The sequence below is a fragment of the Burkholderia sp. YHN3-13 genome, from assembly GCF_055810675.1.
In genome coordinates, this window is the sequence record NZ_JBVVNQ010000002.1 from 1 (window position 1) to 15,080 (window position 15,080).

Annotated in this window: 12 protein-coding genes; 10 read left to right on the forward strand and 2 right to left on the reverse strand. The window is 68.5% G+C overall.

Annotation, left to right across the window (positions count from 1 at the left end; genetic code table 11):
* Positions 1 to 740 (forward strand): threonine ammonia-lyase (locus AC0KUR_RS04880; RefSeq protein ID WP_473375473.1); only part of this gene is annotated, 740 nt, incomplete at its 5' end.
* A gap of 57 nt (positions 741 to 797) precedes the next feature.
* On the opposite strand, the gene speB is transcribed toward AC0KUR_RS04880, so the two are convergent.
* A complete protein-coding gene (gene speB / locus AC0KUR_RS04885) occupies positions 798 to 1,766 on the reverse strand; it encodes an agmatinase (protein ID WP_473375474.1) in 969 nt (322 codons plus the stop codon).
* Positions 1,767 to 2,134: 368 nt separating this feature from the next.
* On the opposite strand from speB, the gene AC0KUR_RS04890 reads away from it, so the two are divergent.
* The 5 genes from AC0KUR_RS04890 to AC0KUR_RS04910 all read left to right on the forward strand — a co-directional run bounded on the left by AC0KUR_RS04890 (position 2,135) and on the right by AC0KUR_RS04910 (position 7,408).
* Entirely contained in the window at positions 2,135 to 2,806 is a 672-nt protein-coding gene (locus AC0KUR_RS04890; protein ID WP_473375475.1) for a lysoplasmalogenase, read from the forward strand.
* A gap of 246 nt (positions 2,807 to 3,052) precedes the next feature.
* On the forward strand, positions 3,053 to 4,630 hold the full coding sequence (locus AC0KUR_RS04895; protein ID WP_473375476.1) for a flavin-containing monooxygenase: 1,578 nt from the start codon (positions 3,053 to 3,055) through the stop codon (positions 4,628 to 4,630).
* Positions 4,631 to 4,651: 21 nt separating this feature from the next.
* Complete coding sequence (locus tag AC0KUR_RS04900; protein WP_034189866.1) at positions 4,652 to 5,590, forward strand: SDR family NAD(P)-dependent oxidoreductase; 939 nt, start codon at positions 4,652 to 4,654, stop codon at positions 5,588 to 5,590.
* Positions 5,587 to 6,492 (forward strand): metal-dependent hydrolase, encoded by a 906-nt coding sequence (locus AC0KUR_RS04905; RefSeq protein ID WP_034189867.1) that lies wholly within the window; start codon positions 5,587 to 5,589, stop codon positions 6,490 to 6,492. The genes AC0KUR_RS04900 and AC0KUR_RS04905 overlap by 4 nt, the downstream gene beginning before the upstream one ends.
* 4 nt (positions 6,493 to 6,496) lie before the next feature.
* A complete protein-coding gene (locus AC0KUR_RS04910; protein WP_226253198.1) occupies positions 6,497 to 7,408 on the forward strand; it encodes an alpha/beta fold hydrolase in 912 nt (303 codons plus the stop codon).
* On the opposite strand, the gene AC0KUR_RS04915 is transcribed toward AC0KUR_RS04910, so the two are convergent.
* On the reverse strand, positions 7,363 to 7,923 hold the full coding sequence (locus tag AC0KUR_RS04915; protein WP_175027915.1) for a putative glycolipid-binding domain-containing protein: 561 nt from the start codon (positions 7,921 to 7,923) through the stop codon (positions 7,363 to 7,365). The two genes, AC0KUR_RS04910 and AC0KUR_RS04915, sit on opposite strands and share 46 nt — an antisense overlap.
* Positions 7,924 to 8,179: 256 nt before the next feature.
* On the opposite strand from AC0KUR_RS04915, the gene AC0KUR_RS04920 reads away from it, so the two are divergent.
* From AC0KUR_RS04920 to AC0KUR_RS04935, 4 genes are all read left to right on the forward strand, one after another.
* The gene (locus AC0KUR_RS04920) at positions 8,180 to 9,073 is read left to right on the forward strand and encodes an urea transporter (RefSeq protein WP_069706382.1); all 894 of its coding nucleotides are present in this window, start codon (positions 8,180 to 8,182) and stop codon (positions 9,071 to 9,073) included.
* Positions 9,048 to 9,824: a class II aldolase/adducin family protein gene (locus AC0KUR_RS04925; protein WP_069706381.1), complete on the forward strand. Its 777-nt coding sequence runs from the start codon at positions 9,048 to 9,050 to the stop codon at positions 9,822 to 9,824. The genes AC0KUR_RS04920 and AC0KUR_RS04925 overlap by 26 nt, the downstream gene beginning before the upstream one ends.
* 57 nt (positions 9,825 to 9,881) lie before the next feature.
* A complete protein-coding gene (locus AC0KUR_RS04930) occupies positions 9,882 to 10,070 on the forward strand; it encodes a 4-oxalocrotonate tautomerase (protein ID WP_034189872.1) in 189 nt (62 codons plus the stop codon).
* Between the two features lie 165 nt (positions 10,071 to 10,235).
* Positions 10,236 to 15,077, forward strand: coding sequence for an NAD-glutamate dehydrogenase (locus tag AC0KUR_RS04935; protein ID WP_473375477.1), 4,842 nt, complete (start codon positions 10,236 to 10,238; stop codon positions 15,075 to 15,077).
* Positions 15,078 to 15,080 lie beyond the last annotated feature (3 nt).

Consider the following 15,080-nt stretch of genomic DNA (forward strand, 5'->3'; position numbering starts at 1 on the left):
CCGACGCGCTGTGCGCGGCGATCAAGGACGTGTTCCAGGACACGCGCAGCGTGCTCGAACCGTCCGGCGCGCTCGCGGTGGCCGGCGCGAAGCTGTACGCGGAACGCGAAGGCGTCGAGAACCAGACGCTCGTCGCGGTCACCTCCGGCGCGAACATGAACTTCGACCGGATGCGCTTCGTCGCCGAGCGCGCGGAGGTCGGCGAGGCGCGCGAAGCGGTGTTCGCGGTCACGATCCCCGAGGAGCGCGGCAGCTTCAGGCGCTTCTGTTCGCTCGTCGGCGACCGCAACGTCACCGAGTTCAACTACCGGATCGCCGATGCGCAATCCGCGCACATCTTCGTCGGCGTGCAGATCAAGCGCCGCGGCGAATCGGCGGAGATCGCCGCGAACTTCGAGTCGCACGGCTTCAAGAGCGTCGACCTGACGCACGACGAACTGTCGAAGGAACACATCCGCTACATGGTCGGCGGCCGCTCGCCGCTCGCGCTCGACGAACGCCTGTTCCGCTTCGAATTCCCCGAGCGGCCGGGCGCGCTGATGAAGTTTCTGTCGTCGATGGCGCCGGACTGGAACATCAGCCTGTTCCACTACCGCAACCAGGGCGCGGACTACAGCTCGATCCTCGTCGGCATCCAGGTGCCGGAAGCGGACCGCGCGGCATTCGATCACCTCCTGTCGACGCTTGGCTATCCGTCCATCGAGGAAGGCGACAATCTCGCCTATCGCTTGTTCCTGTAGGACCGAAAGCGCATGCCGACGGCGCACACGACGCGCCGGCGGCATGCCCCCGCTCTCCTACTTCCCCGCGCCCGCCACCTTCTTCTGCCGCCACAGACACAGCAGATCGCACGCGACATGCGCGGCCGCGATCGCGGTGATGTCCGCGTGATCGTACGCAGGCGCGACCTCCACCACATCCGCGCCAATCAGATTCACCGCCCCCAGCCCGCGCACGATCGCCAGCGCCTGCGCGGACGACAACCCGCCCGCGACCGGCGTCCCCGTCCCGGGCGCGAACGCCGGATCGAGACAGTCGATATCGAACGTCAGATACGCGGGCCGCGACCCGACGATGTCGACGATCCGCTCGACCGCCGCACGCGAACCATGGTCATGCACCCACGCGGCATCGAGCCGCTCGATCCCGAGAAAATCGTCGTTCCACGTACGGATCCCGACCTGCACCGATGTCGCCGGATCGATCAGCCCTTCCTTCACGGCCTTGTAGAACATCGTCCCGTGATTGAGGCTGTCCGGCTCGTCGTCGGCCCACGTATCGCAGTGCGCGTCGAAATGGATCAGCGAAAGCGGTCTGCCGTAGCGCTCCGCATGTGCAACCAGCAGCGGATACGTGATGTAGTGGTCGCCGCCGAACGTCAGCATCTTCGCGCCGGACCGCAGGATCGTGCGCGCATACTCGACGATCGCGGGCTTGATCGACAGCGGGTTGTGCGCGTCGAACCAGCAGTCGCCGTAGTCGACGGCCGCGAGATCGTCGAACGGATCGAAGCCCCACGGATACGGATTGAGCTCGGCCAACTGCACGCTCGCCGCGCGGATCGCGGCCGGCCCGAGCCGCGCGCCCGACCGATAGGTCGTCGCGAGATCGAGCGGCACGCCGGAAATCGCGACGTCGACGCCGTCGAGCGTGCGCGAATAGTTGCGGCGCATGAACGACAGCACGCCCGCATAGGTGTTTTCGATCGAGGAGCCGTACGGCGTCGTGCGACGGATCGCGCCGTCGCCGTGGAGAAGTTCGGTCATGGGTCGGACCTGTTTTCGTGGGGAGCCGGCGCCGCCCTGCTCCCTGTGAGCGCACGGGTCGGGCACGGCAGGGATTCATCGGGCACGCACCGGCTGCGCAGCCAGTCGCGCGGCCGGGCGGAACAGCGACAACGACAACGACAACGGCAATACCGCGGCGATCATAACAAGCCGAATTGAAGTCGTTGCCCCGGTTCAACCGGGGCAACGCGCCGAGAAATCCGGCGGCGGCATCGCCGCCGGCCGCCATCGATTCCTAGAAGGATTCGCCGGTTTTCGCCCGCGCGTTCTTCCGGATAATGGCCGGCAGCCGCGCCCTCGACGGCGCGCCGTCCACCGCGGACCACGACACACCGGAGACCCCCGCCTTGCTCGCCACGCTTCCCGCCACCTACCGCCGGCTCTGGCCGCTCGCCATCGCCGCCGCGCTGCTGTACGGGCTGTCGCTCGCCGCGGCGCCCTATCCGGGCCAGGCCGCCGCGAAGGCCGCGATGGGCATCCTGCTGCTCGCGGCCGGCGACACCTGCGGCGCGCCGCGCGAACGCGCGTGGCTGTGCGCGGCGCTCGCGACCGCCGTACTCGGCGACGTGCTGCTCGCGCTGCCCGACTGGCCGCTGTCGTTCGTCCTCGGCCTCGGGTCCTTCCTGCTCACGCACGTGTGCTACTGCGCGATCTTCTTTCGCTGGCGCGCGCGGCCGCACGGCTGGCGCATCGTCGCGCTGATCGGCCTGTGGATCGCCGCGCCGGCGTTCTACGCGGCGTTCTTCCCGCATCTCGGCGCGCTGCTCGCGCCGGTGGCCGTCTACATGCTGGTGCTGTGCGTGATGGCGAGCTTCGCGCTCGCCGCCCGCACGCACGGCGCGCTCGTCGCGATCGGCAGCCTGATCTTCGTCGGCTCCGATACGCTGATCGGCGTCGGCCGGTTCCTCGGCGGTTTTCCGGGTATCGACTACCTGATCTGGGGCCTCTACGCGCTCGCGCAGGTCACGATCGTGGCCGGGGTTTTCCATGAGACGACCGCCCGCCCGATCCGTCCCTGATACCGTTTCAAACAGGCCGCCGCGCGCCGGCGGTCTCGTCCATCGCCTGTCTCGTCCTGTCGACGGCCCTTTCCGCCGATCCCGCGGCGCGGAAAACGAACCGTTCCAAACCCCGCTCAGCCTTTTCCCGCCTGGCTTCCGGCCCTTAGAGCGCCGCTTCTAGCCTCTTGCGGTTTCCGGGTTCACCCACTATCGTTACATCAAACAATGTAACATTCAAAAATGAGCCAAATCGGAGACACCCGGATGAATGCTCGCACGTTGCCTTTCGGTCCACCCGGCCACGACGGCCAGGACGAAACCATCGACATCGCCATCATCGGCACCGGCTTCGCCGGCCTCGGGATGGCGACCCGCCTGCGGCAAACAGGCGTGACCGACTTCGTCGTCCTCGAGAAGGCCGCGTCGGTCGGCGGCACGTGGCGCGACAATCATTACCCCGGGTGTGCATGCGACGTGCAATCGCACGTCTATTCGTTCTCGTTCGCGCCGAACCCGCGCTGGACGCGCATGTTCGCGCCGCAGCCGGAGATCCGCGCGTATCTCGAAGACTGCGTGCAGCGTTTCGGCGTCGGCCCGCACCTGCGCATGAACCACGAGCTGCAGCGCGCCGAATACGACGAGGCCGCGCAACGCTGGCGCCTCACGTTCGCGAACGGCAAGCGGCTGTCCGCGCGCGTGCTGATCTCGGGGATGGGCGGCCTGTCGCGCGCCGCGCTGCCGGCGATTCCCGGCGTCGAGCATTTCCAGGGCCGCGCATTCCATTCGCAGCAGTGGGATCACGACTACGCGCTCGAAGGCAAGCGCGTCGCGGTGATCGGCACCGGCGCGAGCGCGATCCAGTTCGTGCCGCAGATCGCGCCGCGCGTGAAGACGCTCGCGCTGTTCCAGCGCACGCCGCCGTGGATCATGCCGAAGCCCGACCGCAACCTCACCCGCTTCGAGAAATGGCTGTTCCGCACGCTGCCGTTCACGCAGAAGGCCGTGCGCAGCGGCATCTACTGGATGCTCGAATCGCGTGTGCTCGGCTTCGCGATCCATCCGTCGCTGATGAAGAACGTGCAGAAGCTCGCGCTGCGCCATATCCGCAAGCAGATCCCCGATCCCGAGCTGCGCAAGACCGTCACGCCGAACTACACGCTCGGCTGCAAGCGCGTGCTGATCTCGAACGACTACTACCCGGCGCTGTCGCGCAAGAACGTCGACGTGATCACCACCGGCATCGACCACATCGAAGCCGACGCGGTCGTGACGACCGACGGCCGCCGCCATGAAGTCGACTGCCTGATCTACGGCACCGGCTTCCAGGTCGCCGATCCGTATCCGCGCGGCGCGATCATCGGCCGCGGCGGGCTCGACATCGTCGACGCATGGCGCGACGGCGCGCACGCGTATCTCGGCTCGACGCTGCCCGGCTACCCGAACTTCTTCATGATCGTCGGCCCGAACACCGGCCTCGGCCACAACTCGATGGTGTTCATGATCGAGTCGCAGATCGAATACATCCTCGGCGCGCTGCAGGCGATGCGCCGCGAGCGCGCCGAGGCGATCGAGGTGCGCCCGCTCGTCGAGGCGCAGTTCAACAGCGACCTGCAGGGCAAGCTGAAGAAGGCGATCTGGTCGACGGGCGGCTGCAAGAGCTGGTATCTCGATCCGCGCACCGGCAAGAACACGACGCTGTGGCCGGGTTTCACGTGGCGCTTCCGCCAGGCGACCGCGCACTTCTCGATCGCCGACTACCACGCGTATCGCGCACCGCAACACGACACGGCCGCGCGGCCCGCCGCCGCGCCCGCCGCTTCCACGTCCGCCGAAGCGGCCTGAGCCAGACAAGGAGTCACCGACATGAGAGATTTCGCCAACAAGGTCGCCGCGATCACGGGTGCCGGTTCGGGCATGGGCCGCGCGCTCGCGGTCCAGCTCGCGCAGGCCGGCTGCCACGTGTCGCTCGCCGACAAGAACGGCGTCGGCCTCGCCGAAACCGAACGGATCGTCCGCGCGATCGCGCCGAACGTGCGCGTATCGACGCGCGTGCTGGACGTCGGCGAGCGCGACGCGATGTTCGCGTGGGCCGACGACACCGCGAAGGAACATGGCAAGGTCAACCTGATCTTCAACAACGCGGGCGTCGCGCTGTCGAGCACGATCGAGGGCATGGAATACAGCGATCTCGAGTGGATCGTGAACATCAATTTCTGGGGCGTCGTGCACGGCACGAAGGCATTCCTGCCGCACCTGAAGGCATCGGGCGACGGCCACGTGATCAACACGTCGAGCCTGTTCGGGATCTTCGCGCAGCCGGGCATGAGCGGCTACAACGCGACGAAGTTCGCGGTGCGCGGCTTCACCGAATCGCTGCGCCAGGAACTCGACATGATGAAGTGCGGCGTGTCGGCGACCTGCGTGCATCCGGGCGGCATCCGCACGAACATCGCGCAGGCGAGCCGCGTGTCGAAGAACATGGTCGGCTTCATGGTCGCGAGCGAGCAGCAAGGCCGCGACACGTTCGAGAAGTTCTTCATCACGACCGCCGACGACGCCGCGCGCACGATCCTCGCCGGCGTGCGCAAGAACAAGCGCCGCGTGCTGATCGGCCGCGACGCGAAGGCCGGCGACTGGATGGCGCGCGTGCTGCCCGCCGCGTACCAGGCGCTCGTCGTGCTCGCGACACGCCGCGAGGCCGCGCGGGCCCGCCGCGAGGCCGCACGCGGCACGCCGGCGCCCGCGCCGCTGCACGCCGCCACCTACAACAATGCAGGCAATCAGGGAGGAGAACAATCATGACGACCCCGAACATGATGCCCGTGCGGCGCGACGTCCGTTTCGCGCTGCCGCCCGAACGCGCACGCGACTGGCACGTTCAAGGCGTGCCCGTCACGCACTTCATGAATGCGCTGTCGCTGCTGTTCCCGGCCGGCGAGCGTTTCTTCATGGATTCGGTGCGCAACTACCGCGACCGGATCGAGGATCCCGAGCTGAAGAAACAGGTGCTCGGCTTCATCGGCCAGGAAGCGATGCATACGCGCGAGCACATCGAATACAACGACCTGCTGCAGGCGTCCGGCCTGCCCGCGCACAAGCTCGACAAGCGCCTGTGGACGATCCTCGGCTGGTTCAAGAAGGTGCTGCCGCATTCGATGCAACTCGCGATCACGATCGCGCTCGAGCACTACACGGCGATCCTCGCGAACCAGCTGCTGTCGGGCCACGAGCACCGGATCGACGGCTCGGTCGAAGGCTACCAGCAGATGTGGATGTGGCACGCGATGGAGGAAACCGAGCACAAGGCGGTGTCCTACGACGTGTGGAAGACCGTGATGAAGCCGGGCCTCGGCAGCTACCTGCTGCGCACGGGCACGATGCTGACGACCACCGTATTCTTCTGGACGATCGTGTTCGACTTCCACGTTCGGCTGATGCGCGCGCACCGTCGCGAACACGGCAAGTTCGGCGGCATGTGGCGCCTCGTGAAGTATCTGTACGGCCCGAAGCACGGCGTGTTTCCGAGCATCGCGCGCGAATGGCTCGACTACTTCCGCCCGGGCTTCCACCCGTGGGACCACGACAACCACCAGTACCTGCAGGGGCTCGACTCGCTGCTCGAGAACATCGACGCGACCAACGCACGCTACGCGGCGCAAGCCGCCCCGCGCCGCGTGCCGCTGCACCCGGTCCCGCAGGCATGACGCCATGGCGCGCGCCCACGAGATGCTGACCGTCCAGTCCGGCGACGTGAAACTCGCCGTCTACGTCAGCGGGTCGCGTCGCGCGCCGCCGCTGATCCTCGTGCACGGTTACCCCGACTCGGCCACCGTGTGGGCGCCGATCCGCGCGCGGCTCGCGAAGCGCTACCGCGTGATCGCTTACGACGTGCGCGGCGCCGGTGCGTCCGATGCGCCGCGCCGCCGCGCCGACTACACGCTCGAGCGGCTCGCCGCCGACCTGAAGGCGGTGGCCGACGCGACCTGCGGCGGCCGGCCGTTCCATCTGGTCGGCCACGACTGGGGCTCGATCCAGTGCTGGGAGGCCGTGACCGATCCCGCGTTCCGCGGCCGGATCGCGTCGTACACGTCGATCTCGGGCCCGTGCCTCGATCACGTGTTCCGCGCGAAGATGCGGCTCAGGCAGAGCCTGAAGTCGTGGTACATCGCGTTCTTCCATCTGCCGGTCGTGCCGTCGCTCGTCTGGCGGCTCGGCGGCGCGGCGCTGTGGCCGCGCTGGCTGCAACTGACCGAGCGCGTGCGTGCCGAGCGCGATCCCGTGCAACTGAAGAACGCGCTGAACGGGCTGCAGCTGTACCGCGCGAATTTTCTCGCACGGGCACGCAAGCCGCGCGAACGATACGCGCAGGCGCCGGTGCAGATCCTCGTGCCGGTGCGCGACCGCTACGTGACGCCCGAGATGTCGGTCGACCTCGACCGCTGGCTCGGCGACCACGTGCGCGAGGAAATCGACGGCAGCCACTGGATCGTGCTGCGCCACCCCGACATCATCGCGTCGCGGATCGACCGCTTCGCGTCCGCGCAGGAGCGGCCGTCGGTCGCGAACGCGGCGGTTCAGCGGCCCGCAAGCGCCGGCAGGCGTCTGAACAGCGTCTCGTAGTCGACGACGAGGCCGTCGTCGTCGATGTCCATCTCGGCCGTGAAATTCCGGAAGATCCCTTCGTAGCGGTAACGCCGGCCCGGCTCGATGCATGCGTAGGCCTGCTTGACCGGCGTGACCTTCAGGTCCGGCGTCGAGATGTACGCGACGTCGATCGGCCGCCGCTCGCCGCGCGCGAGCCCCAGGCGGCCGATCGGCAGCGAATTCGTGAACGGCGTCGCCGCGATGTCGATGTCGACGCAACCGTCGAGCTCAGGCAGCGCGCGGCCCGAGCCGTCGCGCCAGTGGCCGGCACCATCGCCATGCAGCTCGAGCGTGCCGCCGCCCATCACCTTGAGCACCGCGTAGGTCACCCGCCATTGCGGATCGCACTCGACGCGATACGCGAGCCCGTACGCGCGGCCGTACCGCTGGCCGACCACCGCGCTTTCGACGACGATCGCGCCGCCGCTCCGGTCGAACGTCAGATGTTCGACCCCGTCGCCTTCGAGCGACGCCCAACGCACTTCACGCATCTTTTCCCCTCCCGGTTGCCCGATGCCGGGCATCGTCGCACGAATTCGCCGGCGGCAACGCCAGCGAAGGCCGCCATTCGCCCACCACGCGGATTTCGTATCAAAAAAACGTTCATGCAGCGCCGGTACGACAGGGTCGCTCCGCCTCATTCCCCACCTCGGTGCATCGGCGACAAATCCTGACTATCCAGAATTCCCTATTCCGGTGCATGGGATTGTGTCCTATGCTCGCGGCTCGTCCTGCTACGCCACCATCATGCCTACCGCCCGCCCCGCCTCGCCGTCGATCGACCTGCGTACCCTGCTGCGCGGCATCGGGCAGATCGTGCTGCAGGCGAACGCGTTCACCGGCGCGCTGCTGCTCGTCGCACTGGCGCTGACCGACCTGCGGCTCGCGAGCGCGGCGCTGGTCGGTTCGGCCGCCGCCAGCATGACCGCCGTGCTGACGGGTGCCGAGCGCCGCGACGTCGAACAGGGGCTGCACGGCTTCAACGGCGCGCTCGCCGCGCTGATCGCCGTGCTGTTCGCGCCCGGTCAGCTTGCGGCCGTCGCGCTGGTGCCGCTGGTCTCGATCGGCGCGGCGCTCGTGCAGCGCGCGACGCGCGGGCCCCTCGCCCGGTTGCGCCTGTGTCCGTATTCGAGCCCCTGTCTCGCCGTCACCGCGCCGTGGCTGCCGTTTGTCGCGCTGCAGCATGCCGCCGGCGCGGCGACTGCCCCGGTGCCGACGCTTGCATCCGCTGCCGGCGCATTGCTGTCGGGCGTCGCGCAGACCGCCTTCGCGCAAGGCGTCTGGCCCGGCGTATTGATCGTCGCCGGCCTCGCCGTCGCATCGCGCCGCGCGGCCGCGTTCGCGCTCGTCGGCGCGAGCGTGTCGACCGTGCTGCTGGTCGCGCTCGGCGCGAACGGCGCCTGGTTGGCCGACGGCCTGCTCGGCTTCAACGGCGCGCTCGCCGCGCTCGCGCTGATGTCGTGCGGCCCGCGCGCCGCACTGGCCGCCGCCGCACTCGCCGCGCTGATCCAGTGGCTCGCGATGCGCGCGGGCGTCCCCGCGTTCACGGCCCCGTTCGCACTCGCGTCGTGGGCAACCGTCGCCGTCGCGCGCCGCTTCCCTCTCGGAGAACCCGATGTCGTCATTCGCACACCGTCCTGATGCCGTGAAGCCCGGCGGCCCGGTCTCGGATGCCGAACGCCGGATGCGCGTCGATCTCGCCGCCGCGTACCGGCTCGTCGCGCTGAACGGCTGGGACGACCTGATCTACACGCACCTGTCGGCGACCGTGCCCGGCGAGCCCGGCCACTTCCTGATCAACCCGTTCGGCCTGACGTTCGACGAGGTGCGCGCGTCGAACCTCGTGAAGATCGACCTGGCCGGCAACCGGATCGGCGACAGCGCGCACGCGGTCAACGTGACGGGCTTCGCGCTGCACGCGGCCGTGCATGCCGCGCGCGCCGACGCCGTCTGCGTGATGCATCTGCACAATACGGCCGGCATCGCCGTGTCGATCCAGCGCGACGGGCTGCTGCCCGCGTCGCAGCATGCGCTGCGCTTTCACGGCGACCTTGCCTACCACGACTACGAGGCGCTCGCGTTCTCGCCAGCCGAAGGTGCGCGGCTGACCGCGAGCCTCGGCGCGAAATCCGCGATGCTGCTGCGCAATCACGGCACGCTGACGGTCGGCCGCACCGTGGCCGAAGCGTATGTGCTGATGGATACGCTGATCAAGGCCTGTGACGTCCAGGTGCGTGCGCAGGCAGGCGGCGGGCCGCTCGTGCTGCCCGACCCGGCCATCGCCAATCGCACCGCCGAACAACTGCGCGACGGCGGCGCGATCGAAGGCGAACTGGAATGGCCGGCGCTGCTGCGCCGCCTCGACCGGATCGACCCGTCGTATCGCGACTGACGCCGCGTGCCTCATCCTCGTCCTGCCGAATCGTTCAACCTCAACCGGAGCATTGCCATGCCGACTTTCAATATCCAGCTGTTCGAAGGCCGCAGCGTCGACCAGAAGCGCGCATTCGTCGAAGCCATCACGCGCGTCACGTGCGAGACGCTCGGCTGCACGCCGGGCTCCGTCGACATCATCCTGACCGACGTGAAGAAGGAGAACTGGGCGACGGGCGGGAAGCTGTGGAGCGACGAGGGCTGAGCATCGGCGGCGCCGCTTCGGCACCGCCCACCCCGCGTTGATTCACACGCTGCGGCCGCCTCGGGCCGCCCCGCGTTGTGCGCCCGCACATCGCTTTGTCACGCATTCGGCGCCATAATGCCGGACAGACGCAGCAGCCAATGGCCACCCGACGAGGAGACCGCCATGGAAGCGAAGAACGAGGAAGTCGTCGCACACCTGCTCTCCGATGTCGTCGAATTCGCGCGCGGGCGCCTGCCCGAAGCCACCTTCCGGATCGTCGAACCCTTCCTGCGTCACTACTACGATTTCGTCGACGCCGACGATCTGCAGAGCCGCGGCATCGCCGACCTGTACGGCGCCGCGATGGCGCACTGGCAGACCGCGCAGAAATTCGTGCCCGGCAGCGAGCGGCTGCGCGTGTACAACCCGATCCTCGAACAGCACGGCTGGCACTCCGATCACACGGTGATCGAGATCGTCAACGACGACATGCCGTTCCTCGTCGACTCGGTCACGATGGCCGTCAACCGCCTCGGGCTCGCCCTGCACTCGGCGCTGCACCCGGTGTTCCGCATCTGGCGCGGCGCCGACGGCGGCATCGCGCGTGTCGACGCGGGCGGCGCGACGCCCGGCGACGGCCAGTCGCAACTCGCGTCGTTCATCCATTTCGAAGTCGACCGCTGCGGCGACGCCGCGCTGCTCGACACGCTGCGCGCGGACATCGCGCGCGTGCTCGGCGACGTGCGCGCATCGGTCGAGGACTGGCCGAAGATCGTCGACATCGCCCGCGCGACGATCAAGGAAATGAAGGCGCGCGAATCGACCGCGGAAGACCTCGAGGCGCGCGCGTTCCTCGAATGGATGGCCGCCGATCACTTCACCTTCCTCGGGCAGCGCGACTATGCGCTGGTCTCGGACGGCGCGGGTTTCGGCCTGCGCGGCATCGCGGGCTCGGGCTACGGCATCCTGCGCGAATCGCTGCGCGCGTCAGGCACGCCCGACGTGACGCCGCTGCCGCCCGCCGCCGCCGACATCATCACCGGCGCGTGGCCGATCTTCCTGACCAAAGCGAACTCGCGCGCGACCGTGCACCGGCCCGGCTATCTCGACTACGTCGGCGTGAAGCTCGTCGGCGCGGACGGGAAAGTCACCGGCGAGCGCCGCTTCATCGGGCTCTACACGTCGACCGCCTATTTCGGTTCGTACACCGAGATCCCGATCGTGCGCCGCAAGTGCGCGAACATCGTGCGGCGCGCGGGCTTCCTGCCGAAGGGGCACCTCGGCAAGTCGCTCGTGACGGTGCTCGAAACCTATCCGCGCGACGAACTGTTCCAGGCCGACGAAGACCGGCTCTACGACATCGCGCTCGGCATCCTGCGCCTGCAGGAACACCAGCGCACGCGGCTGTTCGTGCGGCGCGACCGGTTCGACCGCTTCGTGTCGTGCCTCGTGTTCGTGCCGCGCGACAAGTACAACACCGACCTGCGCCGCCGCATCGCGAAGCTGCTCGTCGACGCGTACAACGGCGTGAACGTCGAATTCACGCCGCTGCTGTCGGAATCGGCGCTCGCGCGCATTCATTTCGTCGTCCATGCCGAACCGGGCTCGATGCCCGACGTCGACACGCGCGAGCTCGAAACGCGGCTCGTGCAGGTCACACGCCGCTGGCAGGACGATCTCGCCGACGCGCTGCTCGACGCCTTCGGCGAAGAGCAAGGCAACCGCCTGCTGCAGCGCTATGCCGATTCGTTTCCGGCCGGTTATCGCGACGACTACCCGGCCCGCACGGCCGTGCGCGACATCGAGCTGATCGAGCGCGTGAAGGACACGGGCCAGCTCGCGATGAACCTGTACCGGCCGATCGAGGCCGAGCCGCGCGCATTCCGCTTCAAGGTCTATCGCGCGGGCGACCCGATCGCGCTGTCGCGCAGCCTGCCGATGCTCGAGCATCTCGGCGTGCGCGTCGACGAGGAGCGGCCGTACCGGATCCAGACGCAGGACGCGACGCACGCATGGGTGCACGACTTCGGCCTCGAACTCGCCGACGATACCGAGTTCGACATCGAGCGCGTGAAAGGCCTGTTCGAGGATGCGTTCGACCGGATCTGGACCGGCCGGATCGAGAACGACGACTTCAACCGCCTCGTGCTGCGCGCGCACCTGAGCGCACGCGAAGTGACGATCCTGCGGGCGTACGCGAAATACCTGCGGCAGGTCGGGTCGACGTTCAGCGATGCCTATATCGAACGCGCGCTGACCGGTAACCCGGCGATCGCGCGGCAGCTCGTCGAGCTGTTCCTGCTGCGCTTCGACCCGGCCACCGGCGATTCGCGCGACGTGCAGGCCGAACGGCTGCTGAAAGCGATCGAAGGCGCGCTCGACCAGGTGCCGAACCTCGACGAGGACCGCATCCTGCGCCAGTTCCTCGGCGTGATCAACGCGACCGAGCGCACGAACTACTTCCTCGTCGATGCGAACGGCGAGTCGAAGCCGTATCTGTCGTTCAAGTTCAATCCGGCGAAGGTACCGGGCCTGCCCGAACCGAAGCCGATGTTCGAGATCTGGGTGTATTCGCCGCGTGTCGAGGGCGTGCACCTGCGCGGCGGGCGCGTCGCGCGCGGCGGCCTGCGCTGGTCGGACCGCCGCGAGGATTTCCGCACCGAAGTGCTCGGGCTGATGAAGGCGCAGATGGTGAAGAACGTCGTGATCGTGCCGGTCGGCTCGAAAGGCGGCTTCGTCGTGAAGAATCCGCCGCCGCCGAGCGATCGCGAAGCGTGGATGCGCGAAGGCGTCGCGTGCTACCAGACCTTCCTGCGCGGGCTGCTCGACCTGACCGACAACCGCGTCGGCAACGCGATCGTGCCGCCGCCCGGCGTGGTCCGCCATGACGCCGACGATCCGTACCTGGTCGTCGCCGCCGACAAGGGCACGGCCACCTTCTCCGACTATGCGAACGCGATCTCGCACGAATACGGCTTCTGGCTCGACGACGCGTTCGCGTCCGGCGGCTCGGTCGGCTACGACCACAAGAAGATGGCGATCACCGCACGCGGCGCGTGGGAATCGGTAAAGCGGCACTTCCGCGAGATGGGCATCGATACGCAGACGACCGACTTCACGGTGGTCGGCGTCGGCGACATGTCGGGCGACGTGTTCGGCAACGGGATGCTGCTGTCGCCGCATATCCGGCTCGTCGCCGCGTTCGATCACCGGCACGTGTTCCTCGACCCGAACCCCGATCCCGCGGCGAGCTTCGCGGAGCGCGCGCGCCTGTTCGCGCTCGAACGCTCGAGCTGGGCCGACTACGATCCGGCCGCGATTTCGCCGGGCGGCGGCGTGTACCCGCGCACCGCGAAGACGATCCCGCTGTCGCCGGCCGTGCAGGCGGCGCTCGGCATCGACGCGCATGCGCTGCCGCCGACGGAGCTGATCCGCGCGATCCTGCAGGCGCCGGTCGACCTGCTGTACAACGGCGGCATCGGCACCTACGTGAAGGCCGCGCGCGAAACCCACCAGCAGGTCGGCGACCGCGCGAACGACGCGGTGCGCGTGAACGGCGCGGACCTGCGCTGCAAGGTGGTCGGCGAAGGCGGCAACCTCGGCTGCACGCAGTTCGGCCGCATCGAGTTCGCGCAGCGCGGCGGCCGCATCAACACCGATGCGATCGACAACTCGGCCGGCGTCGATTGTTCGGATCACGAAGTCAACATCAAGATCCTGCTCGGGCTCGTCGTGTCGGACGGCGAGATGACCGAGAAGCAGCGCAATGCGCTGCTCGCGGAAATGACCGACGAAGTCGGGCTGCTCGTGCTGCGCGACAACTACTACCAGACGCAGGCGCTGTCGATCGCCGGCCGCCATGCGGTCGAGCTGCTCGACGCGGAGGCGCGGCTGATGCGCTGGCTCGAACGCGCGGGCCGGCTGAACCGCGTGATCGAATTCCTGCCGACCGACGACGAAGTCGCCGAGCGGCAAGCCGCGAAGCTCGGCCTCACGTCGCCGGAGCGCGCGGTGCTGCTCGCGTACAGCAAGATGTGGCTCTACGACGCGCTGCTCGAATCCGACGTGCCCGAAGACCCGCTCGTCGCCGCGATGCTGGTCGATTACTTCCCGAAACCGCTGCAGCAGCGTTTCAGCGAACCGATGGGCCGCCATCCGCTGCGCCGCGAGATTCTCGCGACGCACCTGACCAATGCGCTCGTGAACCGTGTCGGCTGCGCGTTCGTGCACCGGCTGATGGAGGAAACCGACGCGCAGCCGGGCGATATCGCGCGTGCATGCATCATGGCGCGCGACGTGTTCGATCTCGATGCGGTCTGGCGCGACATCGATGCGCTCGACAACCGCGTGGCCGACGACGTGCAGGCGCGCATGTTCGTCGACGTCGCGCGGCTGCTGGAGCGCGCGGCGCTGTGGTTCCTGCGGCATCTGCAATCCGGCGCGGTGGCCGACGGCGGCGTCGCCGAACTGATCGCCCGCTGCCGCGACGCGGCGCAACGGCTCGCCCCGCAACTGCCGGCGCTGCTGCCGGCCGACGATCTCGATGCGCTGTCCGAGCGGCAGCGCGTGCTGGTCGAAGCCGGCGTCGACAGCGCGCTCGCGGTGCGCGTCGCGAGCGGCGATATTTCGGCCGCGCTGCTCGACATCGCCGAGGTGGCGGCCACCTGCAACCGCAGCCTCGAACTCGTCGCGGGCGTCTATTTCTCGCTCGGCACGCTGCTCAATTACGGATGGATCAGCGAGCGCGCGGCGACACTGCCGACGCCGACGCACTGGGACATGCTCGCGCGCGCCGCCGCACTCGCGGAAGTCGCGCGCCTGAAGCGCACGCTGACGACCAGCGCGCTCGCGGAATCACCGGATTCGACGACGCCGGAGACGATCGTCGGCGCGTGGCGCGAGCGCCGCGACGCCGCGCTCGCGCGCTACGAGCACCTGCTGGCGGATCTGCGCGCGTCGGGGGGCGCGAGCCTGGCGGTGCTGCTCGTGGTCGTGCGGGAAATGGCCGTGCTCGAACGCGCGTGACGG